Annotated in this window: 24 protein-coding genes and 1 other RNA gene; 11 read left to right on the top strand and 14 right to left on the bottom strand. The window is 44.7% G+C overall.

The window, feature by feature from the left end:
* Positions 1-93 precede the first annotated feature (93 nt).
* A complete protein-coding gene (zapG, locus tag IQ211_RS05425) occupies positions 94-492 on the bottom strand; it encodes a Z-ring associated protein ZapG (protein ID WP_189758739.1) in 399 nt (132 codons plus the stop codon).
* Positions 493-933: 441 nt separating this feature from the next.
* Here zapG and zapE point away from each other — a divergent pair, with 441 nt between their 5' ends.
* From zapE to sspB, 5 genes are all read left to right on the top strand, one after another.
* Complete coding sequence (zapE, locus tag IQ211_RS05420; RefSeq protein ID WP_189758738.1) at positions 934-2061, top strand: cell division protein ZapE; 1128 nt, start codon at positions 934-936, stop codon at positions 2059-2061.
* 239 nt (positions 2062-2300) lie between these two features.
* A complete protein-coding gene (gene rplM, locus IQ211_RS05415) occupies positions 2301-2729 on the top strand; it encodes a 50S ribosomal protein L13 (protein ID WP_189758737.1) in 429 nt (142 codons plus the stop codon).
* 15 nt (positions 2730-2744) lie between these two features.
* Entirely contained in the window at positions 2745-3137 is a 393-nt protein-coding gene (gene rpsI, locus IQ211_RS05410; protein WP_045959780.1) for a 30S ribosomal protein S9, read from the top strand.
* Between the two features lie 425 nt (positions 3138-3562).
* On the top strand, positions 3563-4204 hold the full coding sequence (sspA, locus tag IQ211_RS05405; RefSeq protein WP_189758736.1) for a stringent starvation protein SspA: 642 nt from the start codon (positions 3563-3565) through the stop codon (positions 4202-4204).
* Between the two features lie 3 nt (positions 4205-4207).
* Positions 4208-4705, top strand: coding sequence for a ClpXP protease specificity-enhancing factor (gene sspB, locus IQ211_RS05400; RefSeq protein WP_189758735.1), 498 nt, complete (start codon positions 4208-4210; stop codon positions 4703-4705).
* Positions 4706-4886: 181 nt separating this feature from the next.
* On the opposite strand, the gene IQ211_RS05395 is transcribed toward sspB, so the two are convergent.
* The 3 genes from IQ211_RS05395 to gltB all read right to left on the bottom strand — a co-directional run bounded on the left by IQ211_RS05395 (position 4887) and on the right by gltB (position 11582).
* The gene (locus IQ211_RS05395; RefSeq protein ID WP_189758734.1) at positions 4887-5393 is read right to left on the bottom strand and encodes a hypothetical protein; all 507 of its coding nucleotides are present in this window, start codon (positions 5391-5393) and stop codon (positions 4887-4889) included.
* A gap of 302 nt (positions 5394-5695) precedes the next feature.
* Positions 5696-7114, bottom strand: coding sequence for a glutamate synthase small subunit (locus IQ211_RS05390; protein ID WP_189758733.1), 1419 nt, complete (start codon positions 7112-7114; stop codon positions 5696-5698).
* Between the two features lie 10 nt (positions 7115-7124).
* The gene (gene gltB, locus IQ211_RS05385; RefSeq protein WP_189758732.1) at positions 7125-11582 is read right to left on the bottom strand and encodes a glutamate synthase large subunit; all 4458 of its coding nucleotides are present in this window, start codon (positions 11580-11582) and stop codon (positions 7125-7127) included.
* Between the two features lie 669 nt (positions 11583-12251).
* Here gltB and arcB point away from each other — a divergent pair.
* The 3 genes from arcB (at position 12252) to mtgA (ending at position 16241) form a co-directional block, all read left to right on the top strand.
* Complete coding sequence (arcB, locus tag IQ211_RS05380; RefSeq protein WP_189758731.1) at positions 12252-14594, top strand: aerobic respiration two-component sensor histidine kinase ArcB; 2343 nt, start codon at positions 12252-12254, stop codon at positions 14592-14594.
* Positions 14595-14830: 236 nt separating this feature from the next.
* Positions 14831-15484, top strand: coding sequence for an isoprenoid biosynthesis glyoxalase ElbB (gene elbB / locus IQ211_RS05375; protein ID WP_189758730.1), 654 nt, complete (start codon positions 14831-14833; stop codon positions 15482-15484).
* A gap of 4 nt (positions 15485-15488) precedes the next feature.
* Positions 15489-16241 carry a monofunctional biosynthetic peptidoglycan transglycosylase gene (gene mtgA / locus IQ211_RS05370; RefSeq protein ID WP_189758729.1) on the top strand — a complete coding sequence of 251 codons (753 nt, stop codon included), beginning with the start codon at positions 15489-15491 and terminating at the stop codon, positions 16239-16241.
* Positions 16242-16262: 21 nt separating this feature from the next.
* On the opposite strand, the gene dolP is transcribed toward mtgA, so the two are convergent.
* Genes dolP through IQ211_RS05350 form a run of 4 tightly spaced genes read right to left on the bottom strand, consistent with a single transcriptional unit; the run spans position 16263 to position 19668 of the window.
* Positions 16263-16838, bottom strand: coding sequence for a division/outer membrane stress-associated lipid-binding lipoprotein (gene dolP / locus IQ211_RS05365; protein WP_189758728.1), 576 nt, complete (start codon positions 16836-16838; stop codon positions 16263-16265).
* 11 nt (positions 16839-16849) lie between these two features.
* Entirely contained in the window at positions 16850-17440 is a 591-nt protein-coding gene (gene diaA, locus IQ211_RS05360) for a DnaA initiator-associating protein DiaA (RefSeq protein WP_189758727.1), read from the bottom strand.
* Between the two features lie 51 nt (positions 17441-17491).
* Positions 17492-17875, bottom strand: coding sequence for a YraN family protein (locus tag IQ211_RS05355; protein ID WP_189758726.1), 384 nt, complete (start codon positions 17873-17875; stop codon positions 17492-17494).
* Between the two features lie 35 nt (positions 17876-17910).
* Positions 17911-19668, bottom strand: a complete 1758-nt coding sequence (locus tag IQ211_RS05350) for a penicillin-binding protein activator (RefSeq protein ID WP_189758725.1) — start codon at positions 19666-19668, stop codon at positions 17911-17913.
* 63 nt (positions 19669-19731) lie between these two features.
* Here IQ211_RS05350 and rsmI point away from each other — a divergent pair, with 63 nt between their 5' ends.
* A complete protein-coding gene (gene rsmI / locus IQ211_RS05345; protein WP_189758724.1) occupies positions 19732-20622 on the top strand; it encodes a 16S rRNA (cytidine(1402)-2'-O)-methyltransferase in 891 nt (296 codons plus the stop codon).
* 42 nt (positions 20623-20664) lie between these two features.
* Positions 20665-21037: RNase P RNA component class A (gene rnpB, locus IQ211_RS05340), an RNA gene on the top strand.
* 57 nt (positions 21038-21094) lie between these two features.
* Here the strand turns inward: rnpB and IQ211_RS05335 are convergent.
* Entirely contained in the window at positions 21095-21796 is a 702-nt protein-coding gene (locus IQ211_RS05335) for a pirin family protein (protein WP_189758723.1), read from the bottom strand.
* A 112-nt stretch (positions 21797-21908) separates the two neighbouring features.
* Between IQ211_RS05335 and IQ211_RS05330 the strand changes: the two genes are divergently transcribed.
* A complete protein-coding gene (locus IQ211_RS05330; protein WP_189758722.1) occupies positions 21909-22805 on the top strand; it encodes a LysR family transcriptional regulator in 897 nt (298 codons plus the stop codon).
* A gap of 128 nt (positions 22806-22933) precedes the next feature.
* Here IQ211_RS05330 and IQ211_RS05325 read toward each other — a convergent pair whose 3' ends face one another.
* The 5 genes from IQ211_RS05325 to IQ211_RS05305 form a co-directional block, all read right to left on the bottom strand.
* The gene (locus tag IQ211_RS05325) at positions 22934-23329 is read right to left on the bottom strand and encodes a DoxX family protein (RefSeq protein ID WP_189758721.1); all 396 of its coding nucleotides are present in this window, start codon (positions 23327-23329) and stop codon (positions 22934-22936) included.
* Between the two features lie 192 nt (positions 23330-23521).
* The gene (locus tag IQ211_RS05320) at positions 23522-23815 is read right to left on the bottom strand and encodes a YqjK-like family protein (protein WP_189758720.1); all 294 of its coding nucleotides are present in this window, start codon (positions 23813-23815) and stop codon (positions 23522-23524) included.
* A complete protein-coding gene (locus IQ211_RS05315; RefSeq protein WP_189758719.1) occupies positions 23808-24209 on the bottom strand; it encodes a phage holin family protein in 402 nt (133 codons plus the stop codon). Before IQ211_RS05315 ends, IQ211_RS05320 begins: the two co-directional genes overlap by 8 nt.
* A 1-nt stretch (position 24210) precedes the next feature.
* Complete coding sequence (locus tag IQ211_RS05310) at positions 24211-24516, bottom strand: ElaB/YgaM/YqjD family protein (RefSeq protein WP_189758718.1); 306 nt, start codon at positions 24514-24516, stop codon at positions 24211-24213.
* Between the two features lie 270 nt (positions 24517-24786).
* Positions 24787-25455, bottom strand: coding sequence for a DedA family protein (locus tag IQ211_RS05305; protein WP_189758717.1), 669 nt, complete (start codon positions 25453-25455; stop codon positions 24787-24789).
* Positions 25456-25865 lie beyond the last annotated feature (410 nt).

Below are 25865 nucleotides of genomic sequence, written 5' to 3'. Positions count from 1 at the left end.
TGAATCAAAAATAAAAAACAAAAATCTTTCCATAGGATGAAGGGGGCTAAAGGGGGCCGTGGTAGCGATTATTACCACGGCAAAGTGCATTAATTACTTATCTTGAATCGGACGGAAGAGGCCAGATGCACCCTCAGAATAATCCCGTGGCGGCGTATTAGCAGTCACTTTATTTTTCTCAGTTTCGGATTCGCTCAGACGATAATTGAAAGGATTATCCTGCACAGGCATATTGGGCATCAGTTCATTGGAACTTTTCGCCATGTGTTGATACAACTGGCGGTAATCGCGTGCCATATTGTCAAGTAATTCAGCGCTACGGGCGAAATGGCTGACCAGCTCTTTGCGGTATTCTTCCAATTCCGCCCGATTTTTCTCCAATTCAGCCTGTAGGGTATTTTGTTGGCGTAGCTTTGAGCTGCCAAAGCGGACAGCCAGTGCGCCGACGATAAAACCGATGATTAATCCGATCAGGGCATATTCCCAAGTCATGGCAACTCCTTTAGTAACAGCGTTAATTCTGCAATATCGTTTCTGCAATGTTCTTAGAGCGTTATCCCATTAGGCCGTTCTGTTTGCAAGGATATACAGCTAATTGGGATAGGCTCCTGGTTCATGATGACCACTATAACCGTTAATTTAGTCAGAGTGGAATATTGATTATTAATTAATTCATTTATTTGTAATTTAATATATTAATTTTATACAGATTTCCCAAAGTAGGTAGGCAAAATCATATCCCTCAATTCACAGTAGTGGGCATTGGTATAGTTCTTATTGGTAAATTATTATACCAATCTAACTTCAAGATGCGTGTGGTTTCTCCCCGCGATGCGGGGGAAATCAGGTTTCATATCGTGTTGTAAATTGCAACTTGAGGTTTAATGCGTATATACGTATTGAGAATAAAAAACTTTAAGGATTGTTATTTTCATGTCACCGATTACACCTTCATCTCTCTATCAATCAGCCTTGTCTGAGGGGCAGTATCAACCTGACGAAGTACAGCGCAAGACGGTTGAACGCCTTGATCTTATTCATCGCGACCTCATCAATGCTCAACTGCGCCATATTCCAAAAGCAAGTGGACTGAAAGGCATATTGGGTAAGTTGTTTGGTCGGCAAATTTCTGCACAATTCCGCCCTGTTCAGGGACTTTATATGTGGGGCGGTGTCGGGCGTGGTAAAACGTGGCTGATGGATATGTTTTACCAGAGTTTACCCACCGAGCGAAAACTGCGTCTCCATTTCCACCGTTTCATGTTACGGGTACATGAAGAATTAACAACGTTACAAGGCCATGAAGATCCTTTAGAGATAATTGCTGATGGTTTCAAGGCACAGACGGATATACTCTGTTTTGATGAGTTTTTTGTGTCCGATATTACGGATGCTATGCTCCTCGGTACCTTGCTGGAAGCTTTATTTGCCCGAGGAATTGCCTTGGTAGCGACATCCAATATCCCGCCTGATGAGTTATACCGAAATGGATTGCAGCGCGCACGATTTCTGCCAGCCATTGAACTGATCAAAAAATATTGTGATGTGATGAATGTCGATGCCGGTATCGACTATCGCCTACGGACATTAACACAGGCTCATCTCTATCTGACGCCATTGTCAGAGGAAAATCGACAGGAGATGCGTCATATGTTCCAGCGCTTGGCTGGACGAGAAGGAGAGCCGAATCCAATATTGGAGATTAATCATCGTAATATGCCCGCAATCAGGAGTGTTGATGGGGTATTGGCAATCCATTTCAAAACATTGTGTGAAGATCCGCGTAGCCAGCTGGACTATATTGCTTTGTCAAAGCTTTATCATTCGGTTTTGTTGCACGATATGCCGATCATGACGGCATTAAATGAAAATGCTGCCCGACGTTTCATTGCCCTGGTGGATGAATTCTATGAGCGCCAGGTAAAACTTATCATTAATGCCGACGCGCCGATGGAACAGATTTATCAGGGTGATTTGTTGGCGTTTGAATATCAACGTTGCCTGTCTCGCTTGCAGGAAATGCAAAGTGAGGAATACTTAAAACTTCCACATTTACCCTGATTCCTTTATCCTTTGGGATAATTATTGAATTTGGGGTCGATTTTTTATGATGAGTTCTCTATAATCTTGCGACCCCACGTTACAGCAGGATTTTTTATTTCCCAAAAAACTTGCATTAGTGCCGGCATATAGGCTATTCGAAGGGGTAGGTTTGCTGGACATGAGTCGTGTGAACCTCAAAAACAGTTTCTGAACATCGAGTGTTCACCAACGTGTAACTTATAATTGGGTAAGCTTTAATGAAAACTTTTACAGCTAAACCAGAAACCGTAAAACGCGACTGGTATGTTGTTGACGCAGATGGCAAAACTTTGGGCCGTCTTGCAACTGAAATAGCTCGTCGCCTGCGCGGCAAGCACAAAGCGGAATACACTCCGCACGTTGATACTGGTGATTACATCATTATTGTTAACGCAGAAAAAGTTGCTGTAACCGGCAACAAACGTTCTGACAAAATTTATTATCACCACACTGGCCACATCGGTGGTATCAAGCAAGCGACCTTTGAAGAGATGATTGCCCGCCGTCCTGAGCGTGTCATTGAAATCGCGGTTAAAGGCATGCTGCCAAAAGGGCCACTGGGTCGTGCAATGTACCGTAAACTGAAAGTTTACGCGGGCAGCGAGCACAACCACGCGGCACAGCAACCACAAGTTCTGGACATTTAATCGGGATTATAGGCAATGGCTGAAAATCAATACTACGGCACTGGTCGCCGCAAAAGCTCTTCCGCTCGTGTCTTCATTAAGCCAGGTAGCGGTAACATCGTAATCAACCAACGCAGCCTCGAAGTTTACTTCGGTCGTGAAACTGCGCGCATGGTTGTTCGTCAACCACTTGAGCTGGTTGATATGCTGAACAAACTGGATCTGTACATCACTGTTAAAGGTGGTGGTATTTCTGGTCAGGCAGGCGCAATCCGTCACGGTATCACCCGTGCACTGATGGCTTATGACGAGACTCTGCGTTCTGAACTTCGCAAAGCTGGCTTCGTTACTCGCGATGCTCGTGAAGTTGAACGTAAAAAAGTGGGTCTGCGCAAAGCACGTCGTCGTCCACAGTTCTCCAAACGTTAATTTATTGCCACAACTGTGGCAGTGGGTTAAAGTTAAAAACCCGTCATTTTTATGGCGGGTTTTTTATTTCTGTCGATTTTTTACTCTTCGATAATTCTCTTTTTTTGGCGAAAAAAGAACATTTTTGGCAAAATAATTCCCAGATTCTAATATTTCATCATTAATTCTCAATGTACTTCCCCACAAAATGTGCAAAATCTGGTAGACTAGTAACAATTTTTTGCCTTATCCATGAGTTTGCCTGATTTGGCAGAGGTAAAATATACCCCAAAATATTTTCTTGTTACAGCCAATAGAGCGGTCACTGGAAGATAGGGGGATACCTCGGATAATAAGTGCGAAACAGGATGAGAATATGAGCGAGAATAGCCGCTGTTCATTGAAGGGCTGTTCGTTCCTTTTTTTAGATAAACTTGGAGGTTTTCATGGCTGTCGCTGCCAACAAACGTTCGGTAATGACTCTGTTTTCCGGCCCGACCGACATTTTTAGCCATCAAGTGAGAATTGTACTGGCGGAAAAAGGGGTCAGCGTAGAGATTGAACACGTTGAAGCGGGTAATTTGCCTCAGGATTTGATTGACTTGAATCCTTATCAATCTGTTCCTACCCTCGTTGATCGTGAACTGACCCTGTATGATTCTCGCATCATTATGGAATATCTGGATGAACGTTTTCCGCATCCGCCCCTCATGCCTGTGTATCCTGTCGCACGAGGCTCCAGCCGTCTGATGATGCATAGAATTGAAAAAGACTGGTATTCCCTGATGTACACCATTCAGGAAGGTGGCGTGCAGGAAGCGAATGCTGCACGTAAACAGCTTGCTGAAGAATTACTGGCGATTGGGCCAATTTTTAGAGAAATGCCCTTCTTTATGAGTGAAGAGTTCAGCCTGGTGGATTGTTACTTATCTCCACTTCTGTGGCGTTTGCCTGTCTTGGGTGTTGAGTTGTCAGGACCAGGTGCCAAAGATCTTCAAGTCTATATGCAGCGTGTATTTGAACGTGATGCATTCCTGGCCTCGTTGACGGAAGCAGAACGTGAAATGCGTTTACAATCACGGAGTTAATATATGGAGATGACTCAAATGTCTCCACGCCGTCCCTATCTACTGCGGGCACATTATGAATGGCTGTTGGATAATGACATGACCCCGCATATTGTTGTGGATGTTAACTGTTATGGCGTTAACGTCCCGATGGAATATGCACAAAATGGGCAAATTATCTTGAATATCTCGCCGAGAGCGGTTGGCAATTTGCAATTGACGAACGATGAAGTGAGATTTAATGCCCGATTTGGTGGTGTTGGTCGTCAAGTGACTGTTCCAATGGCAGCTGTGATTGCCGTTTATGCCCGTGAAAATGGCGCAGGAATGATGTTTGAGCCAGAACTTGCCTATGACGCGGATAGTGCTGAGTCAGCAGAAACGGATATGCCAGCAGCGGATAATCTGGTGCATATCCACAATAGTAAGCATAGTAAAAAAGCATCTCATGATGATGGTTCGCCAGATGACGAACCACCTCAACCGCCAAAAGGCCGCCCAACTTTGCGCGTCGTAAAATAACCGTTCAAAGCTCATACCCAATAGTAGATTCAAGTTGCAGTCAATAAGGCCGCAGCTTGGCAGTCAAAGGGGTTTCGTGAGAAAGATGCGTGTGATTTCTTCCCCGCGAAGCGGGGAGAAATCAGGTTTTATATCGTGTTGTAAATTACAATTTGAAGTTTAATGCGTATAGTAAGTAGAGCTACATGTAACTAAGTGCTCTCTCAAATTCCCATATACAGGCTTCGATATTGTATTGGTCTTTTCCTTTATTAGATTGCTCCGCTGCTCTTAGGCTATTTATTATTCTCTTGATAAATAATTTTTGTTGGCTCCGTCCTTTGATTGTTGACGGCATATTGCATATATCAATGAATGAGAGAGTGCGGTGTGTTTTTATCAGTGATAATACCTCTTCAGGATTTTCAATTAAAGCAACTGATAAAGCATTAATAATTTGTCGGGAAAATTCTGGATGGATATTAGGGTATAGCTTAAAGGCAACTTGCAGCCATTGTTTATCACCAGTCGCAATATTCTGGATAATTTTGTCTTGTTTATATTCTGCGTTTATCTCTGCCACAACAGAATTTATTCCTCTTTCTTGTACTTGCTTCATAATTTCGGCGGGAGTAGAGAATTTGGCAAGTGAAGGCAAGCTTGCTAAGGAGATAAAAGAGAAGAAGAGTATCTGGGAAAGTAAGCGCATATATTTCTACCTATTATTATCACTTTAATGATTTTTTATTTCATATCTATTTAATCAGTTCTGTTCAGCAATTTTCTTAGCAAAAAAATAGATCTTATTGCCGTATTACGGTATTGCACTATTGCTATAATGAGCAGGAGATTAAATCGATATATTTTACTTTAGAATATAAGAATAGTCGCATAAAACCCAAAAATACAACTAATCTGGAAGTAAAAGAAAATAAAAAAAATGGTGAGATTTTTATCTTGTGAGAACTTCTCCGACTAAGAGGTCGGAGAAGTCATTAAAAAGAATAGAGTTTAGACCTCAAAATAGTCGAGGATGCTGAAAGCGGCTTTTCTGCCTTCATCAATGGCGGTGACTACTAAGTCAGAACCACGTACGGCATCCCCGCCGGCGAATATTTTAGGATTACTGGTCTGGAAAGGCAGGTCACTGGATGCAGGCGCGATAATACGGCCTTTTTGATCGAGCTTGACTTGATGTTCATCCAGCCAACTCATAGTGTGAGGCTTGAAACCAAAGGCCATGATGACTGCATCAGCTTCTATCAAAAACTCGGAACCTTGAATAATCTCAGCCTGACGACGGCCTTTTTCATCCAGGGCACTCAGTTGTGTTTTCACCACTTTGACGCCACAAACCCGTCCCGCACCATTAACCTCAATGCTAATGGGTTGCAGATTAAAACGAAATTCTGCACCTTCTTCTTTCGCATTTTTTACTTCACGGCGGGAGCCAGGCATATTTTCCTCATCTCGCCGATAGGCGCAGATAACATGAGCTGCACCCTGGCGAATCGAAGTACGGACACAGTCCATTGCTGTATCACCGCCGCCCAGCACCAGAACACGTTTACCCTTCATATCAACATAAGGCTGCTCAGGCAGAGATGGGTAACCCATCAAATGACGGGTGTTAGCAATTAAAAAGGGTAAGGCGTCATATACCCCGTCAGCGTTTTCGTTCTCCAGTCCACCACGGATGGATTGATAGGTACCCACCCCAAGAAATACGGCATCAAATTCTTTGGTGAGTTCAGCCAGAGTGATGTCCCGGCCTATTTCCGTGTTTAGATGGAATTCAATTCCCATTTCGGCAAATATTTCACGGCGGCGGATTATCACCTCTTTTTCCAGTTTAAAGGCGGGAATGCCAAATGTAAGCAAACCACCAATTTCAGGATGGCGATCGTAAACCACCGCTTGTACGCCATTACGCGTCAGGACATCTGCACAAGCTAATCCTGCTGGCCCCGCCCCAACCACAGCAACCCGTTTACCTGTTGGGATGACATGCGACATATCTGGTTTCCAGCCCATCGCGATAGCTGTGTCATTGATATAGCGTTCAATGTTGCCGATAGTGACAGCACCGAAGTCATCATTCAGGGTACAAGCGCCTTCACACAGGCGATCTTGTGGACAGACCCGACCACAGACTTCTGGCAAGCTGTTGGTCTGGTGTGATAATTCCGCTGCTTCGATGATGCGTCCTTCATTGGCAAGTTTCAGCCAATTTGGAATGTAGTTATGGACGGGACACTTCCATTCACAATATGGATTACCACAAGAGAGGCAGCGATCTGCTTGTGCCTGTGCCTGAATTTCAGAAAAGGGTTCATAAATCTCAACAAATTCTATTTTTCTGATTTTCAATAATTTCTTAGGTGGATCGACACGTTGTAAGTCGATAAATTGATAAACATTCTGACTCATTCTTAACTCCTTACTGTGCCTGAACTCGCAATTCGGCAGAAGAACGGCTACGGTGTCCCAACAACGCACTGACATCACTGGATTTAGGTTTAACCAAAGCAAACTTATTGACCCATTGAGACCAATTTTCCAATAGGCTTTCACCGTGTTGAGAGTTTGTCAGACGGACATGTTCGGTGATTAATCCCCGCAGATGTTCTTTATGAATGGCAAGGGTATCCATTGAGAGAACTTCTACCAGTTCTGGATTGACGCGTTTGCGGAAGTCATCAAATTCATCAAGGACGTAAGCAAATCCACCCGTCATACCTGCACCAAAATTTACGCCCGTGCTACCCAGGACACAGACGATCCCGCCAGTCATATATTCACAGCCATTGTCACCGATCCCCTCAATAACGGTGATGGCACCTGAATTACGTACCGCGAAGCGTTCACCGGCGCGTCCGGCAGCAAAGAGTTTCCCGCCTGTTGCCCCATAAAGGCAGGTATTGCCGATAATAGTGGCTTCGTGACTTTTAAATGCCGAACCGGCAGGAGGAAGGATGGTAATACAGCCGCCAGCCATACCCTTACCAACATAATCATTGGCATCACCAATTAACGTCAGTTCGACACCGGCAGCATTCCAGACGCCAAAACTTTGCCCGGCTGTTCCATTGAAATGTAGCTTGATCGGATCGGCAGCGCGCCCTTGATCGCCATACCGAGCCGCAATCTCACCAGAGAGGGAGGCGCCAACAGAGCGGTCGGTATTTTGGATATCAAAATAGAACGTTTTGCTTTGCGCGTTTTCTACATAAGGCATAGCCTGGGCGACGATCAATTTATTCAGCGTACCTTGGTCAAAAGGTGGATTCCCTTCGGTGCAATGCTGCGCTTTGCCGGTATGAGGTTCCACCGTTTCCAGCAATGGTTCGAGATTGAGCTTGCTTTGCTTGGCAGAAATTCCCTCAAGTATTTCCAGTAAATCTGTGCGTCCAATCAAATCGGTCAGTCTTTTCACCCCTAATTGCGCCATCAGTTCACGTGTTTCCTGCGCAATAAAGTGGAAATAGTGAATGACTCTTTCTGGCAAGCCGTGATAATGCGATTGGCGTAATTTTTCATCTTGTGTAGCGACACCCGTCGCACAGTTATTTAAGTGACAGATGCGCAAATACTTACAGCCAAGAGCAACCATTGGGCCAGTGCCGAAACCGAAACTTTCTGCGCCTAAAATTGCCGCTTTGATGATATCCATTCCTGTTTTTAATCCCCCATCAACTTGAAGGCGGATTTTATGGCGTAATCCATTGGCAACCAGTGCTTGTTGGGTTTCCACCAGCCCCAATTCCCACGGGCAACCTGCGTATTTGACCGAGGAGAGCGGGCTGGCACCTGTTCCGCCGTCATAACCGGCGATGGTGATCAGGTCGGCATAGGCTTTGGCGACACCGGTGGCAATGGTTCCTACACCAGGTTCTGAAACCAGTTTGACGGAGATCAGCGCCTGTGGATTCACCTGCTTAAGATCGAAAATCAATTGAGCCAGATCTTCAATTGAATAAATATCGTGATGTGGAGGCGGAGAAATCAGGGTAACGCCCGGAACGGAGTAGCGCAATTTGGCAATATAAGGCGTGACCTTATCTCCTGGCAGTTGACCCCCTTCCCCTGGTTTTGCTCCTTGGGCGACTTTTATCTGGATCACATCGGCACTGGCTAAGTACGCTGGTGTAACGCCAAATCGACCGGAAGCAACTTGCTTGATGCGGGAAACTTTCTTGGTACGATAACGGGCAGGATCTTCGCCACCTTCGCCTGAGTTGGAAAAGCCGCCTAACGTATTCATTGCTTCTGCCAGCGCTTCATGGGCCTCTGGGCTGAGTGCGCCAATTGACATGGCTGCGGTATCAAATCGTTTGAACAGTGCTTCTGCGGGTTCAACCTCTTCAATGCTGATAGGTTCATCTTTAGGTGCAAGGGCGAGCAAATCCCGCAAAGTGGTGATGGGGCGCCCATTGACCAGTTCGGAATATTTCAGGTAATCACTGTAGTTGCCACTGTGAACAGCGGTTTGCAATGTTTTGACAACATCGGGGTTATAAGCGTGATACTCCCCATTATGGACATATTTCAGCAGTCCCCCTTGATCGATGGGGTGGCGATGCAACCATGCTCGTTTGGCAAGATTACGCAGATCTTGTTCAAAATCGCTGAAATCTGCTCCCCCAATACGGCTGACAACACCATTGAAGCAGATCGCTGTTACATCCTGGTGCAAACCAACGGCTTCGAATAACTTAGAGCAGCGATAAGAGGAAATGGTGGAGATGCCCATTTTGGACATAATCTTATATAGCCCTTTATTGATGCCATTACGATAATTAAGCATCACGCGGGCATATGGCGCATTGATTATGCCATCATCCACCATTTTTCCCAGTGATTCATAGGCCAGATAAGGGTAAACAGCGGTAGCGCCAAAACCCATCAATACCGCAAAATGATGTGGATCACGCGTACTGGCGGTTTCTACAATCAAGTTGGTATCGCAGCGCAAGTTTTTCTCAACCAGGCAATGCTGGATAGCACCGACAGCCATTGGTGCGGGGATGGGAATTCTTTCTGGTGCAATATTGCGATCGGATAGGACCAACAATACAGCACCATTGCGGGCGAATTCCTCGGCTCTTTCACATAAAGTTAAGACCGCTTGTTTCAGGGATATTTCCTGTGGATTGAAGGTCAAATCCAATGTATCAGCGCGATAATAGGGTTCCTGCCGTGTTGTTAGTTGCACGAAATCAGAATAGAGCAGGACGGGCGATTGAAAGCACAACCGATGCGCCTGCCCTTCCGCTTCACAAAAGACATTCATTTCTCGCCCAATGCGGGTAGCCAGAGACATCACATGAGCTTCACGTAATGGATCGATGGGAGGATTGGTAACCTGGGCGAATTGCTGGCGAAAATAGTCGTAGATAATGCGCGGACGACTGGAAAGCACGGCAAACGGTGTATCATCGCCCATTGAACCCGTCGCTTCTTGAGCATTTTCACCGAGGGTACGGATAACTTGATCCAACTCTTCATTACTGTAGGCGAACTGCTTGTGATAAGTTGCCAACAGGCGGTCATCTAACCCGCGCTGCCCGACTTGTGTTTCTGGCAGCTCTTCAAACGGAATCAAAGGCTTGACGTTCTTTTCCAGCCATTCTTTATAAGGGTGGCGGCTTTTTAGATCATTGTCAGTTTCCGCTGAGTGGAGAATACGCCCTTCATAGGTATCGATAACCATAAGCTCACCTGGCCCGACACGGCCTTTCTCGACGACTTCATCGGGTTGGTAATCCCAAATACCCACTTCAGAAGCGCAGGTAATCAGCTTATCTTTGGTAATCACATAACGGGCAGGGCGTAAGCCATTGCGATCCAAATTACAGGCGGCATAACGTCCATCGGAAATCACAATGCCGGCTGGCCCATCCCAGGGTTCCATGTGCATGGAGTTAAAATCGAAGAATGCACGCAGATCATCATCCATATCAGGATTATTCTGCCATGCCGGTGGAACGAGCAAACGCATTGCGCGGATTAAATCCATACCGCCATTGAGAAACAGCTCCAGCATGTTATCCAGTGAACTAGAATCGGAGCCGGTTTCATTAACAAAAGGAGCCGCAGTATGTAAGTCTGGGATCAGTGGCGTGCGGAATTTATAGGCCCTGGCTTTAGCCCATTCACGGTTTCCCGTAATGGTATTGATTTCTCCATTGTGAGCCAGATAGCGAAAGGGTTGTGCCAGCGGCCAACGGGGAATGGTATTGGTTGAAAAGCGCTGATGGAATAAACAGATGGCAGATTCCATGCGCAGGTCAGCCAAATCGGGATAGAAACGCGGTAAATCCGCAGCCATGCACAATCCTTTATAAATCGTGACCAAATTGGACAGGCTGCAAATATAAAAGTCATTATCGGTAATACGTTTTTCTATACGGCGTCGGGAAACGAACAGGCGGCGTTCCAGATCTTGCGCCCGCCATCCGGCGGGGGCGTTGATAAAAACTTGCTCAATACGAGGAAGGCTTGATAAAGCAATATCACCTAAGATGTCGCGATTGATAGGAACTTCCCGCCAACCCACAATGGATAGGGTTTCGTGTTGTAATTCCTGTTCGATAATATCACGGCATAATTGGGCGATTTTGGCATCCTGGTTTAGAAATAACATGCCGACAGCATAATTTTTAGCGAGCCGCCATGATTGCTCGTTAGCGATCATTTGGAAGAAACGGTCTGGTTTTTGCATTAACAAACCACAGCCATCACCTGTTTTTCCATCCGCCAGAATTGCGCCCCTGTGCTGCATCCGAGCCAGTGCGTGTATGGCTGTGCGCACCACCTTGTGGCTAGGCTCTCCTTCAATATGTGCAATTAATCCAAAGCCACAGTTATCTTTTTCCTGCAATCTGTCATACAACATGGTAAAGCTCCCCAAGTTCTGTCCGACTCTCACATCACTCGCGAGAGGGTATCGATATCTATTTTTTCTACAGGCGTCTAATTTGCGCCCTCAGTTAAGCGCCACTTGTGTTGTTGGCATTAACAAGCGGTGAGTCAAAATGATGTTATGTTATCTGTCACTGCATAAATATGAGTCAGAGGATCCTCTGACAGGCGACTTTCAGCGAATTCCCAACTTAACGGTAAAAACTGAGTTGGTCAAATCGTGTTAAATCACGTTTTTTGTTGATATTTTTTATCTATTTTGTTGATTTTTATTAGTAAATAGCGAGTTTTTGTATTTTGTGACGAAGATCATTCCGCTTAAATGATGTGAGTTATATCACTAAAATCACCGCATGATCTATTTGTGATATGCTTTGAAATTCCTCTATATTGATATCTTATTCTTATTTTTTTATTTAAGTTGGATTTATATTGTGTATTTTTTAATTTGTAAGAAGAAGTGATTAGTTGCTTTTTTAACCTAAAGAGGCGTGGGAACATTTTTTTGCATAATCATTCTTATTATTTTCATTTTTATTCTTCGTGAAAAGTTATGGGTGATATCCCGTAACGAAGTTGGGACTTTTTTACGTTATGATTCAATTTAGTAACTTTACTGGAAAAGATTTCACTGGGAGTTGTTATGAAGCTGATTCGAGGGCTTGCCCAATATTATGTAGATTTGATGATGAAGCTGGGGCTGGTGCGTTTTTCTATATTACTTGCATCAGCTTTAGTTATTCTTGCGATGGCAATGCAGATGGCAGTGACATTTGTCCTGCATGGAGAAGTACAGGGTATTGATTTAATTCGTTCCATTTTTTTTGGTTTGTTAATTACCCCTTGGGCAGTTTATTTTCTCTCCATCGTAGTAGAACAGCTTGAAGAATCTCGCCAGCGCTTATCAAGCCTGGTCGCAAAACTTGAAGAAATGCGCCAGCGTGATGCGAAATTAAACCTGCAACTCAAAGAAAACATTGACCAATTAAACCAAGAGATTAGCGACAGGGAGAAGGCGGAAAAAGCCCATTTGGTTCTGTTGGATAAACTCAAATTGGAAATGGAGCAGCGTGAAAAAACCCAGATTGAGCTTGAGCAGCAATCGGTACTATTGCGTTCATTTCTGGATGCTTCCCCGGATCTGGTTTATTACCGCAATGAAGATAATGAATTTTCCGGTTGTAATCGAGCGATGGAATTGCTGACGGGCAAAAGCGAAAAACAGCTCATCGGCCTGACGCCGACAGATGTTTATGATAAAGAAATTGCCAGCAAGGTGATGGAAACCGATGAAAAAGTATTTCGCCACAATGTATCCCTGACCTATGAGCAATGGTTAGTTTACCCCGATGGACGCAAAGCCTGTTTTGAACTCAGGAAAGTGCCTTTTTATGATCGCGTTGGTAAGCGACACGGATTAATGGGATTTGGGCGCGATATAACGGAGCGTAAACGCTATCAGGACGCATTAGAGAACGCCAGCAGGGATAAGACGACTTTTATCTCTACGATTAGCCATGAGCTTCGTACGCCTTTAAATGGCATTGTGGGCTTGAGTCGCATTCTGATGGATACCGACTTAACACCGGAGCAATGTAAGTACCTGGAAACAATCCACGTCAGCGCCATTACTTTGGGTAATATTTTTAATGATATTATTGAGTTAGATAAAATTGAGCGTCGCAAAGTTCAGCTTGATAACCAACCAGTTGATTTCACCGGTTTCATGACAGATTTAGAAAATATTTCAGCTCTATTAGCGCAGCCGAAGGGGATTAAATTTGTTTTGGAGCCAGAACTGCCACTACCTGCAAAAGTGCTGACCGATGGAACCCGTTTGCGCCAAATTTTGTGGAACTTGATTAGTAATGCTGTGAAATTTACGCCTGAAGGTGAAATTAAGGTTCGTATCTGGCGTGAAGAAGAAGAGGAACGCCTATTCTTCGAAGTGACGGATTCCGGTATTGGTATTCCTCCTGACGAGTTGGAAAAAATCTTTGCCATGTATTATCAGGTGAAAGACAGCGCTGGTGGGCGTCCTGCCACCGGAACGGGGATTGGTCTTGCTGTTTCGAAGCGTCTTGCCCTAAGTATGGGAGGGGACATTGTGGTGAACAGTACATTGGGCAAAGGTTCTTGCTTTACCTTGTCTGTCGTCGCGCCAGCCATTGCTGAACAACCGGCAGGTAAGGCTGAACAAGAGACTCTGCCATTGCCGGTGCTTAATATCTTACTGGTAGAAGATATTGAATTGAACGTCATTGTAGCCCGTTCTGTTCTGGAGAAGTTGGGAAACAGTGTGGATGTTGCCATGAATGGCCGTGATGCATTGGCAATGTTTGATCCTGATGAATATGACTTAGTGTTACTGGATATCCAATTACCGGATATGACGGGGTTAGATATTGCCCGTCAATTGCACCAGCGTTACTCCTCCCACTCCTTGCCGCCTTTGATCGCGCTGACAGCTAATGTATTAAAGGATAAAAAAGAATACCTGGATGCGGGCATGGATGATGTGCTCAATAAGCCGTTATCTGTCAAGGCGTTGACTGCTGTGATAGAAAAATATTGGGGTAAAGGCTCTGAATCGGACACTGCTTTAGTGGGCGTCGATCTTGTCAGTCAGGATGAAGAACGGTTGGATACGGAGATGCTTAATCAATATATCGAATTGGTTGGACCAAAAATGATCACAGACAACCTGGTTATTTTTGAAACCATGATGCCAAATTATCTTGCTTTGCTGGACTCCAATATGACCGCCAAAGATCAAAAAGGCATTACAGAAGAGGCGCATAAAATCAAAGGTGCGGCGGGTTCAGTCGGTTTACGCCATTTGCAGCAATTGGCTCAGCAGATTCAGTCACCTGATTTACCTGCATGGTGGGATAATGTTCAGGAATGGGTGGACGAGTTAAAGTTGGAGTGGAAACAAGATATAGAAATATTAAGAAATTGGTTATCAAGCGGTACAAAAAAATAACCCCAACCGAAGTTGGGGTGCGCTAATACTGCGCCAACACCAGGGAAATCTGTTTACCCGCTTATCTAAGGTTTATTTTCGATGCGAGTAATTAAAGAATTCTTTTATACCGAACTCAAGTACCAACATAGCAAAGATAAGATTTTTTGTTACAAGATTCATTAAAATCTGTGATGAAGATTGGTGTTTAACCCTCTAAGGGGTTAAGCATTAATCTACTACAAATGGAGAGGAATATGAAATCTGTTGCCATTATATTAAGTGGATGTGGAGTGTACGATGGAAGTGAAATTCACGAATCAGTTCTTACTATGCTCTCTTTAAGTCGTCTTGGCGCTGAAGTGTCTTTTTTTTCGCCTGATGAGGCACAACATCATGTTATTAATCACCTTAACGGAGAAGAGAAACGAGAGAGCCGCGACATAATGGAAGAATCTGCCCGTATAACACGGGGAAATATACAGCCTTTATCTAAAGTTAATATTGATGAGTTGGATGCGCTAATTATTCCTGGTGGTTTTGGCGTGGCCAAGAATTTATGTAATTTCGCATTCAAAGGATCAGATTGTGAAATAAATAAAGAACTATTAAGTATAGTGCAAAATATGCACCAGCAAGGCAAGCCGATGGGATTCATATGTATCGCTCCTGTTATGGTGCCTAAAATATTAGACAAACCGATAAAAGTAACCATCGGTAATGATCCAGAAACTGCGGCCCAAATAGCAAAAATGGGAGGGGTACATGTTGAGTGTCCGGTTGATGACATTGTCGTTGATTTTGAAAACAAAATTGTAACAACGCCGGCTTATATGCTCGCAGAATCTTTGGCGCAGGCAGAAAAAGGAATTGATAAGTTGGTTAGAAAAATATTGGAAATGATTGAGTAATCGGATGAGAAATCCTTTTTCAATATTGTGGCGCTGGCTGAAAAGAATTGTCGTGTCGATCACGGTTTTGTGGTTCGTTGCTGTAATTGCCTTCTCATTTTTGCCAGTGCCGTTTTCTATGATAATGATAGAGAAACAACTCGCTGCCTTAATGTCAATTAATTTGTCTTATGTTTCTCATTCTTCATGGAAAGAACAGAATCACATTTCACCCTATATGGCGTTAGCCGTCATTGCAGCAGAAGATCAAAAATTCCCAAAACATTGGGGATTTGATTTTGAGGCTATCGAAACTGCTATGGCATATAACAAAAAATATGAGAAGCGAATTCGGGGAGCATCGACAATTTCCCAGCAAACAACCAAAAATTTATTTCTATGGGAAGGGCGTAGTTGGCTAAGAAAAGGATTAGAAGCGGGAATGACTGTCGTACTGGAATTACTCTGGTCAAAGAAACGTATTTTAACGGTCTATCTCAATATTGCTGAGTTTGGCAATGGTATTTTTGGTGTCGAGGAAGCAGCCCAGCATTATTTTGGCAAGCCTGCCTGCCGATTGACAGCGACTGAATCTGCATTACTTGCTGCTGTATTGCCAAATCCTCATCGCTATAAAGTGAATGCTCCCTCCAGGTATGTATTACAACGCCAGCAATGGATTTTGCGGCAAATGCAGTTAATGGGGGGCGTGAATTACTTAAAGCAAAATAAGTTAGGATGGGCGTTAAATACAAAGTGTGAGGCTGGGCGGCATTGACTAACGCCGCCTTGATGGTTTTCAGTTGAGGTAGGTAAATGCAGTGGTTACACGTTTTACGCCGCTAGTTTCGCTGGCGATTTTCGCCGCCGCAGCCCCCTCTTGTTGTGTGACTATGCCAAACAAAAAGACTTCACCATCTTCTGTTACCACTTTGATGCTCGATGATCTCACTTCATCACTGGCTAAAATTTGGGAGCGTACTTTGGTCGTCAACCAGGCATCAGCAGAGGCCGTCGCCAATGACACGGGACTGCCCTGGCGGATCTCGTTATATACTACGTCGGTGCCTTCAACCTTTGCCGCAATCTGTTTTGCCCGCTCAGCCAGAGCCATATTGGGGCTTTGTCCGGTTAAAAGAACTTTGCCTTGATACACAGTCACTGACACACGGGCTTGTGCCTTAATTTGCGGGTCCTTGCTGATAGCATTGCTGACACGAGCTTCCAGCGTAGTATCGTCAACTTGTTGCCCAATGGTTCGTGGATCTGAGCCGGCTTTTGTAGCAATTGCAGCGGAGCCCACGACGGCGGCACCAATACATCCTTGTAATAGCATTACACTGAAACAGACCAGTAATAGAGAAAATAACCGCATGAGTTGGCTCCTTATTCATCCTGATGAGGGAATAACGTGCTGTCGATTAAGTCGCACAGACAGTTGATTGTCAACATATGAACTTCTTGTATTCTGACGCTGTGATGTGAGGGAATACGTATCTCAACATCCTGAGGCCCCAGTAAGCCCGCCAGTTCACCGCCATCGTAACCCGTCAGCGCAACGATCGTCATATCACGTGTAACAGCAGCTTCCACCGCTTTGATAATATCCCGACTGTTTCCATGCGTAGAAATGGCAAGCAAGACGTCCCCTGCTTGCCCCAGTGCCCTGACTTGTTTGGCGTAAATTTCGTCAGGCTGTTTACTGTTGGCGATAGCGGTGATCACTACATTATCAGTATTCAACGACAGAGCTGGCAGACTTGGCCGATCCGTTTCAAAACGATTGATCATGCTGGCAGTAAAACGCTGTGCTGTTGCGGCCGATCCACCGTTACCACAGCAAAGAATTTTATTGCCACTTAGCAGTGATTGAACCATCATCATCGCAGCGCGTGATATTGCGTCGGGTAATGCTTCTGCTGCTGCGATCTGAGTTTGAATACTTTCTGTAAAACAGACTTTAATTCTATCCAGCACGTTATGACCTATGTATATTGGAATTATTTACTTAGCGAGAAAATTGAGAATCTATTGAAATAGATTCTCATTCAGGGTGAAGGCATTTTTCAGCCATTCAAATTTCTGTCCTGTTATTGCACAAACATCAAAGCGGCATGATGCTGTTTCCAGACATTCATTGCGTTGGGACAGCCAGACAGCAGCCGTATACAAGAGCTTTCTGCGCTTACTGTGGGTAATTGTAGCAATGGCACCACCATATTGTGCATTTCGGCGGAAACGAACTTCAACGAAAACCCAGATATGCCCGTCACGCATTATCAGATCGATTTCCCCGCCGCGAATTTTTACATTCTCAGCAACAAAGACAAGCCCTTGTTTTTGTAAAAACAGTTTAGCTTGATGTTCATAATGGCGCCCCAGCGCGTAGTGATTGCCTGTTGGTTTTTTCATCCTGAAATGACCACGATACCTTTAATCAGAGAAAATTATTCACTTCCGGGATGATCTCCCTGAACAGTGCTATCGGTGCTTTCTATGTTATGGGTATTTCCTGCATTATCGATACCTTCCGTGCTATTGGTATTTTCAAGGATTATGCGACCATTATTGAATTGCATCCAGGGTAACTGACGTAAGATAGTGCAGTTATTCAGCACGGAGAGTTCCCCCGAAGCACCACTCAGATGAAATCCCATTTCTTGCTGCATTTGCGTAAATTGATTGGCCAGTGACCATGCATCAATGCCCATTGCATAGAGGCGCATCAGGGAATAATCATTGGTGAATTTTTTGGCTGCTTGCTGCATTAATGGCACATTTACACCAGTCAGCAGTGGGATGTCACTAAACTGCATGCCATCCATTTCCAGGCGGAAGTCAGGGCCTGAACCGGCTTTATTACTACGCGAGCTGGCATAAAGTGCTGGCTTTTTACGGGAGCTGATTGCCATATCGATCATGGGCTTGATCATTGTCAGTTCGTTTGCTGTCGCAACGATATAAACGGCATCGACAGGATCTGTGGCCGAATTGGTGGAAATAACCGGCGTACCCGACAAACGAATGCCAATTCCACGGTTCATGGATTGCTTCATTTCTGTTGGCGTACCAAAAGATTGTTGTAATACCGTCTGACCTCCCAGTTTTTGCCACTCTTGTGCAAAGGCTTGTGCAACTCGCGTGCCTAAGTTAGTACGAGGTATCAACACCAAAGGGCTGCGCTTTTGTTGTTGCCAGATATGCATGGCGGCGTTTTTCGCCTCATCTTCAGGAGAGAGTGAGAAATAACACATATTTGGCCGTCCTTGTGGCATATCGGGTTCATTGAGCGCCAGAATATTCAGGGGCGTTTCAATTTGAGCCAATTGTTCCACATTGGGTTTCAGTAATGGCCCAACCACCAGAGTGACACCATCTTGTTTAGCCTGTTCCAGCAGTTCAGTAAGAGGCTGGCTGTTGGTATCATAGATTTTTACGGTCTGATCATTGGTAGGTGCACTATCAATCATCCCCATTTTGGGTTCAGGTGTGGCGGGATCAGCATTCCCTGAATTTACAGCACTGGTATTTTCAGGGCTGGTAGAGGGTTCGGCGTTAACCGTACCATTTGGATCGGTGGTATTTGTTGGCGATGGTGATTCTGGCAGGCCTTTTTGAGCATCAAGGAAACCCTGGCGAGTGGCGTCACCAAATATTTTGGCCTGGCCGCTCAAAGGCAGAAATAACCCAATTGTGGCATGGCTGTTTTCAGTTTCTTGCAACATGTGTTGCAGAGCTGTGGGTAAACTGTGGGCCGCAGGGTTATTTGGATAACGGATTTGCCAATCGTGAATAGCGAGACGCAATTTATCGAGATCCTGTTTATTGGTCTGATAGGTATTGAGTAAATCAAGCCAGCCCTGCAACGTATATTCATTGGCATTAATCACCAATTCATTCATTTGCTGCGGGGAAAGTTGCGTCAGTAATTGCCAGGTTTCATCAAAGTTTTTCTGGCGGGCAGCTTCATCTGTTGCGAAAGATTCCAATGCAATGTAAGCACGGATCACATCCAACGATGGTTGATTGTGTGCTGCGTCAATAATAGCTTGGTAGCGGTTAATCTCTGCGCTGATCTTATCCTGAGGCTTAGAAGTTGGTTGCCCTTGCTGTTCGGGCATGGTACATCCTGCAATAATGATAGTTGACAGCAACGCTGTATAAATTAAACCAGTTTTTAAACGCACAAAAATTGAGGGAAGCATACTGTATCCAGTGATGTTTTTTTCATAGATGCTCAATTTTAAATCGGTCATTCGGATGAAACAATGAATCAAACCAATCGAGCAGTGGTTACGACATCCACGCTATATGTTGTGCCAACCCCTATTGGAAATCTGGGGGATATTACTCAGCGGGCTCTTGAAGTTCTTAAACATGTCGATCTGATTGCTGCCGAAGATACGCGACACACTGGCTTGTTGCTTCAACATTTTGCCATTAATGCGCGCATGTTCGCACTTCACGATCATAATGAACAGCAAAAAGCAGATCAATTGATTACGAAACTTGAACAAGGGGCGAGTATCGCATTGGTATCTGATGCCGGTACGCCGTTGATTAACGATCCGGGTTATCATCTGGTGCGCCGTTGCCGTGAAGCCGGTATCAATGTGGTTCCACTACCAGGTCCTTGTGCGGCCATTACAGCATTGTCTGCTGCCGGCTTGCCTTCAGATCGTTTTTGTTATGAAGGCTTCTTGCCGGCTAAAAGTAAGGGACGTCAGGATACTTTGCGTGAATTAGCGCAAGAGCCGCGTACACTGATTTTCTACGAATCGACACATCGTCTGTTAGACAGTTTAGAAGATATTGTGAAAGTGTGGGGAGCCGATCGCTATATCGTGTTGGCTCGGGAATTAACCAAAACGTGGGAATCGATTCAAGGAATGCCCGCAGGTGAGCTTCTGGCATGGGTTAAGGAAGATGAAACTCGTCGCCGTGGCGAAATGGTTTTGATTGTGGAAGGGTATCAGAAGCCCGCCGAGGATAGCTTACCACAGGAAGCTTTGCGGACACTGGCATTGTTGCAAAAAGAGCTGCCATTGAAAAAGGCGGCGGCATTGGCGGCAGAGATCCACGGTGTGAAGAAAAATGCCTTGTACCGTTATTCGCTCGATCAAAACACGCTCTTGGGACAAATTGAAGAAGACGCGTGAAAACCCTATACATTGGGTATTAAACCTCTTATAATCCGCGCCGGAGTTGACCAGACAGTCGCTGCTTTACCGCTCTTTCGGGAGAAGTAAAGGGGAGGAAAGTCCGGGCTCCACAGGGCAGGGTGCCAGATAACGTCTGGGAGGCGAAAGCCTACGACTAGTGCAACAGAGAGCAAACCGCCGATGGCCCAGCTTTGTTTGGGATCAGGTAAGGGTGAAAGGGTGCGGTAAGAGCGCACCGCGCGACTGGCAACAGTTCGTGGCACGGTAAACTCCACCCGGAGCAAGACCAAATAGGGGTTCGCATGGTACGGCCCGTACCGAACCCGGGTAGGTTGCTTGAGCCAGTGCGCAAGTGCTGGCCTAGATGAATGGCTGTCCAAGACAGAACCCGGCTTATCGGTCAACTTCACGGATTTTGCCCTATAGAGCAGATGCTTTATAGGGCTTTTTCTTTATAAATAAGAAATTATCAATCAGCTAAATCAATCAGCAGGCCGCGAAATGGCGTCTCCGCTTGTAACAACACCTCCTGCTCTTCCTGAATAAATACACCATCCCCACAATTAATCTTTACACCCCCGCTTTGGTTGCCGTGAGTTATTGCTTTGCCACTGATGGATTGCAGGTAAGCATGGTTGCCACGTAAAGCCAAAATTTGACTGTCATGAGGTTTAAGTACGAGATAGCTTATCCATACTTGTTGGCGCAGATGCATACTGTGATTTTCTGACGTAGGAGAGGCCAGTAAGGTAAGTGGTTTGTTTGGCAGAGTTATATGCTGTAATGGCCGTGCTTCTTGCTGAGGGCAGGCATTGAGCCAGAGTTGCAGCCGTGTCAATGGGCGTGTGTCACTGGTATTGTGTTCACTGTAACGGATCCCTTGACGTGCCGAAAATAACAAACAATCTCCCTGGCGTGCATGGAAGCTATTGCCTTCACTGTCTCGATATTGGGCTTCTCCTTGCAGGATAATATTCAGGACATCAACATGTGGGTAAGATTTGGGTTGGAACTCGGCTTTCGGTGCCAAAACTTCCTGATTAAGAACACGCAATGTCCTATAGTTCAAAAATTTTGGGTCAAAATAGTGACCAAATGAAAAAGTATAGCGAGCCTGTAACCAGCCATAATCGGCTTTTCCGCATTGATTTGCTGTTCTCATTGTTATCATGCTGTTATCTCTTCAACTATAGATCTATGACTGTCGATCTTAATTATCTGGACGTTGAAATGTTAGCCAGTTAATCTGGTGGCTATATTCAAAATTCCTGATTGAGAAAAATATGGGTAAAGAACGTGCGCTTACTTTGGAATCCCTGCGGGTAATGGATGCGATAGACCGACGGGGAAGTTTTGCTGCGGCAGCGGATGAGTTGGGTCGGGTGCCTTCTGCGCTGAGTTACACTATGCAGAAATTGGAAGATGAATTGGATGTTGTGCTGTTTGATCGCTCTGGCCACCGCACAAAATTTACTAATGTTGGCCGGATGCTACTGGAACGAGGACGGTTACTACTTGAAGCTGCAGATAAATTGGCCGCAGATGCAGAAGCGCTTGCCCGTGGTTGGGAAACCCACCTGACTATTGTGTGTGAAGCGTTGTTCCCAATAGCATCGTTGTTTCCTCTTGTGGATAAATTGGCGGCTAAATCGAATACGCAACTCTCGCTAATGACGGAAGTATTAGCAGGCGCTTGGGAACGTCTGGAAACAGGATATGCTGATATTGTGATTGCACCTGATCTGCATTTCAGGGCGTCAGCCGAAGTGAATTCGCGGGTGCTTTATTCTGTTAACAATGTCTATGTTGCCAGTGCAGATCATCCTATTCATCATGAACCCGAACCCTTGTCTGATGCTACACGGGTGAAATATCGTGGAATAGCTGTCGCTGATACGGCAAGAGAACGTCCGGTATTGACAGTTAAATTATTGGATAAACAACCGCGCTTGACCGTGAGTTCACTGGAAGATAAACGTCGGGCACTTTTGGCTGGGTTAGGCGTGGCAACCATGCCATACCCTATGGTGGAACAAGATATTGCCGAAGGTCATTTACGGGTTATTGGTTCGGAATACAGCCATGAAACCACCATTATCATGGCATGGCGGCGTGACAGTATGGGCGAAGCCAAATCCTGGTGCTTGCGTGAAATCCCTAAATTATTTGCAAAGCAATAACATGTAAGAAAAAATAATTCAGGTTCGTGCTGCAAGATAAAAAGCGTGTAGTGAATATCATAACGCCCCTTGTTGCGAATACAGAAAGGGGCGATAAAAAGAACGGGAAATAAGCTGTTTTTCTTTGATTACCAATTTTTTTTCATTACATGGTCAATACTGAATCTTCCTGGCCCCATCATCGCCAGTAACAGGTAGCCTGCGCTAATGGAGATGTTTTTCAGGAACATAGTCAGGTTCAGGTCATTTGAAAAATCGCTATGGAACAGGAGCGCGGTCAGAATACAGAAAATAAATGTAAACACCGTCGTGGTGCGGGTCAACAGGCCGAACATCACAGCAAGTCCGCCCCCCAGTTCAAGTAAGATGGTCAGTGGCAATAGAATTCCTGGCACTTTCATGGCTTCCATAAATTGCTGCGTTCCTGCATAGGCATCACCTAGTTTTCCATACCCTGCGATAATGAAAAGAACGGATATTAAAATACGGGCAACCAACAGGCCACTATCTTCAAATTTTTTCATGATTGTCTCCACAAATACCGCAGGTTGCGATAAATAAACTATCTGTTTAGCTTTTGTTGTTCAAAAAACGGACTGAATAGCACGATTTGTTAGTCATTATCTGATGGGAGGTATTCTATGGAGAGGTATCATGAGTTGATAGTAAGGAATATTAACTATTTCATGCAGTTTTTTTGAAGGAATTTGTAGGTATTAATTTTTGTATAGTGTATTTCGTACGATTTTTATAATCCCGAAGATGTTGATGATACGACGTGACCAGCGATGAAGCTGCCTGGGATGGCGGAGTCCATAAAGCAGGGCAAGGCCAGATCCAATGGCGATATAAGGCTTGAAAGCCATGAGGGTTTGCCAGCCTTTATCATAGGGCTGTGTCACGTCAAGCCAGTTTTGGCTATAAGTCGCTAGTAACTGTCGTTGCTGCTGGATCTCTTTTAATAGCTGCTGCTTGCGCAAACTCCGTTGGCGATACCCCGATTTATTCATGAGAATCATCCTCCAGCATTTTACGGTCAACATGCAATTGTGTTCGAGTTGCGTTAAGAAAGGTCAGCTTTCGCGCCTTTTTTATCGTCCATATTGCACTAAATACGGCGAGGAGCAGTAATATTCCGGCAGTGACAGCTATTGCTATTATCCGGTGGGCTGGATCGATGGCCCAGAATATTAGTGCCAATAGGCACATCAGGCCAAAGCCTGCGAATAGTAATGTCAATCCTACCAGCAGTAGCAGTTGTACCAGTGTTGCCGCTCCCTCTTCCAGCTCAACAGCAACGAGTTGGATACGAGTTTCAATTATGTGAACAGCAATGGCTGCTACTCGCCGTACAGTATCAAAGAGCCCTTTTCCTGGGCCTTTTGGGTGAGGGGATTGAGTCATATCAGCGCCTTGAAAGCAAAACGCCCAATACAACGCCAATTGCTGCACCTATACCGACACCGGCCCACGGATTTTCACGAACATAATTATCCGCATGACCTGCAATTTCTTTGGTTTGACCTACCAGTCTATCACTCGCTTCACTGAGCGTAGTACGCGCGTTTTTCAGCGTTCTTTCTGCCTTGCTGCGTAGTTTTTCCAGTTCCGCTTTTGAATTATCACCGGAGCTATTGAGGACTTCTTCTAGCGTATCCGCAAGAGATTGTAATTCAGCACGTAGATCTTCAGAGCTTTTCTTTTGTGGCATTGCCTGTCTCCTTAAATATACGATGGATGAATTTCAAACATAGACGTTTTTATCAAGAGATGAAAGTATGAATAGATGAAAAATTATCACAATATATACCAATCTAACTTCAAGATGCGTGTGATTTCTCCCCGCTCAGCGGGGAGAAATCAGGTTTCATAGCGTGTTGTAAATTGCAACTTGAAGTTTTATTCTAATCTTAAAGGAACGAAAAGAGCGATATCCTGTGGTATTTTCGCGGTGATACCACAGGGGCACTAAAGAAAAAAGTTATGATAGAGGTTTATTAGCGCGCTTTTTGCGCCAAATAACAGTCAGGCTGCCAATTAAGCCAATGAGTAATAGACCTACAGGTAGCAGCACCAAAAAACTCATCAGATATTCTTCATACTGGCGGAACAGAGGGCTTTTCCCAAGGGCATAACCCAATGTTGTTAGAATAATGACCCACAGGAACCCGCTAAGCCAATTGAATATTTGAAATCGTCCATTTTTTAGCCCCGCAAGGCCTGCCAGTGTGGGCAGTAATGTCCTGATAAAAGCGAGAAAACGCCCTATCAGTAAGGCAGATAAGCCATGACGATGGAATAAGTTATGTGCGCGTTGATGATAATGTGCAGGAAGATGTGACAACCAGCCCTGAACTAATTTTGTATTGCCAAGCCACCTTCCCTGAAGATATCCGATCCAGCAGCCGAGGCTGGCGCCAGTGGTGAGAATGACTAATGTTATAGGAAAACTCATGGCCTCTTTTGCAATTAAAACACCGACTAATATGAGCAGACTATCGCCCGGTAGGAAGGCCGCAGGTAATATCCCATTTTCCAGAAACAGGATGGTAAATAGCAGTATGTAGATCGCCCATACCAACGACGGATTAGCCAATGTTTCGTAATCTTGGTGCCAGAGTGCATAAATAAGGTCTGTTACAATTTCCATCAAATGTTCCTAAAACACGGATTAAGGATTACATCTTACTTTTATGGTGCATTTATGGTTAATTTCTATTAAATACTTTGTAATGAAAAGTAATTAATATCAGTTGTCATAAAATGATCTCGAAATCCCTTCAAGATGGCCTAAAGATCGACTGGCACACTTTAACAAAATCAGCTGTATCGAGACAGAAAATTTTAGTAATGCATAGAACTTTTAGTTCAGAACTATTAAGATTTGAAGCCATAGTACAGGGGAAATGAGGCACCAGTCACATCGTTATCTATGTGACTGGTTGAAATGACTAACTAATTAAAAATTCAATTGAAAAAAGCATAGGTGACTATGGATGTTTTTATATCAAAAGTCTAATGTAAATAAATTGTTATAGTAAATGATTTTGTTATATTAAC

Source organism: Xenorhabdus griffiniae (genome assembly GCF_015163655.1).
GTDB classification, from domain to species: domain Bacteria; phylum Pseudomonadota; class Gammaproteobacteria; order Enterobacterales; family Enterobacteriaceae; genus Xenorhabdus; species Xenorhabdus griffiniae.
This window is presented reverse-complemented; position numbering and strand designations above follow the sequence as displayed.

What these genes read in the sequence shown, in the direction of transcription:
- zapG (WP_189758739.1), bottom strand. Translation starts at nt 492, where the DNA reads ATGACTTGGGAATATGCCCTGATCGGATTAATCATCGGTTTTATCGTC.
- zapE (WP_189758738.1), top strand. Translation starts at nt 934, where the DNA reads ATGTCACCGATTACACCTTCATCTCTCTATCAATCAGCCTTGTCTGAG.
- rplM (WP_189758737.1), top strand. Translation starts at nt 2,301, where the DNA reads ATGAAAACTTTTACAGCTAAACCAGAAACCGTAAAACGCGACTGGTAT.
- rpsI (WP_045959780.1), top strand. Translation starts at nt 2,745, where the DNA reads ATGGCTGAAAATCAATACTACGGCACTGGTCGCCGCAAAAGCTCTTCC.
- sspA (WP_189758736.1), top strand. Translation starts at nt 3,563, where the DNA reads ATGGCTGTCGCTGCCAACAAACGTTCGGTAATGACTCTGTTTTCCGGC.
- sspB (WP_189758735.1), top strand. Translation starts at nt 4,208, where the DNA reads ATGGAGATGACTCAAATGTCTCCACGCCGTCCCTATCTACTGCGGGCA.
- IQ211_RS05395 (WP_189758734.1), bottom strand. Translation starts at nt 5,393, where the DNA reads ATGCGCTTACTTTCCCAGATACTCTTCTTCTCTTTTATCTCCTTAGCA.
- IQ211_RS05390 (WP_189758733.1), bottom strand. Translation starts at nt 7,114, where the DNA reads ATGAGTCAGAATGTTTATCAATTTATCGACTTACAACGTGTCGATCCA.
- gltB (WP_189758732.1), bottom strand. Translation starts at nt 11,582, where the DNA reads ATGTTGTATGACAGATTGCAGGAAAAAGATAACTGTGGCTTTGGATTA.
- arcB (WP_189758731.1), top strand. Translation starts at nt 12,252, where the DNA reads ATGAAGCTGATTCGAGGGCTTGCCCAATATTATGTAGATTTGATGATG.
- elbB (WP_189758730.1), top strand. Translation starts at nt 14,831, where the DNA reads ATGAAATCTGTTGCCATTATATTAAGTGGATGTGGAGTGTACGATGGA.
- mtgA (WP_189758729.1), top strand. Translation starts at nt 15,489, where the DNA reads ATGAGAAATCCTTTTTCAATATTGTGGCGCTGGCTGAAAAGAATTGTC.
- dolP (WP_189758728.1), bottom strand. Translation starts at nt 16,838, where the DNA reads ATGCGGTTATTTTCTCTATTACTGGTCTGTTTCAGTGTAATGCTATTA.
- IQ211_RS05355 (WP_189758726.1), bottom strand. Translation starts at nt 17,875, where the DNA reads ATGAAAAAACCAACAGGCAATCACTACGCGCTGGGGCGCCATTATGAA.
- IQ211_RS05350 (WP_189758725.1), bottom strand. Translation starts at nt 19,668, where the DNA reads ATGCTTCCCTCAATTTTTGTGCGTTTAAAAACTGGTTTAATTTATACA.
- rsmI (WP_189758724.1), top strand. Translation starts at nt 19,732, where the DNA reads ATGAATCAAACCAATCGAGCAGTGGTTACGACATCCACGCTATATGTT.
- IQ211_RS05335 (WP_189758723.1), bottom strand. Translation starts at nt 21,796, where the DNA reads ATGATAACAATGAGAACAGCAAATCAATGCGGAAAAGCCGATTATGGC.
- IQ211_RS05330 (WP_189758722.1), top strand. Translation starts at nt 21,909, where the DNA reads ATGGGTAAAGAACGTGCGCTTACTTTGGAATCCCTGCGGGTAATGGAT.
- IQ211_RS05325 (WP_189758721.1), bottom strand. Translation starts at nt 23,329, where the DNA reads ATGAAAAAATTTGAAGATAGTGGCCTGTTGGTTGCCCGTATTTTAATA.
- IQ211_RS05320 (WP_189758720.1), bottom strand. Translation starts at nt 23,815, where the DNA reads ATGAATAAATCGGGGTATCGCCAACGGAGTTTGCGCAAGCAGCAGCTA.
- IQ211_RS05315 (WP_189758719.1), bottom strand. Translation starts at nt 24,209, where the DNA reads ATGACTCAATCCCCTCACCCAAAAGGCCCAGGAAAAGGGCTCTTTGAT.
- IQ211_RS05310 (WP_189758718.1), bottom strand. Translation starts at nt 24,516, where the DNA reads ATGCCACAAAAGAAAAGCTCTGAAGATCTACGTGCTGAATTACAATCT.
- IQ211_RS05305 (WP_189758717.1), bottom strand. Translation starts at nt 25,455, where the DNA reads ATGGAAATTGTAACAGACCTTATTTATGCACTCTGGCACCAAGATTAC.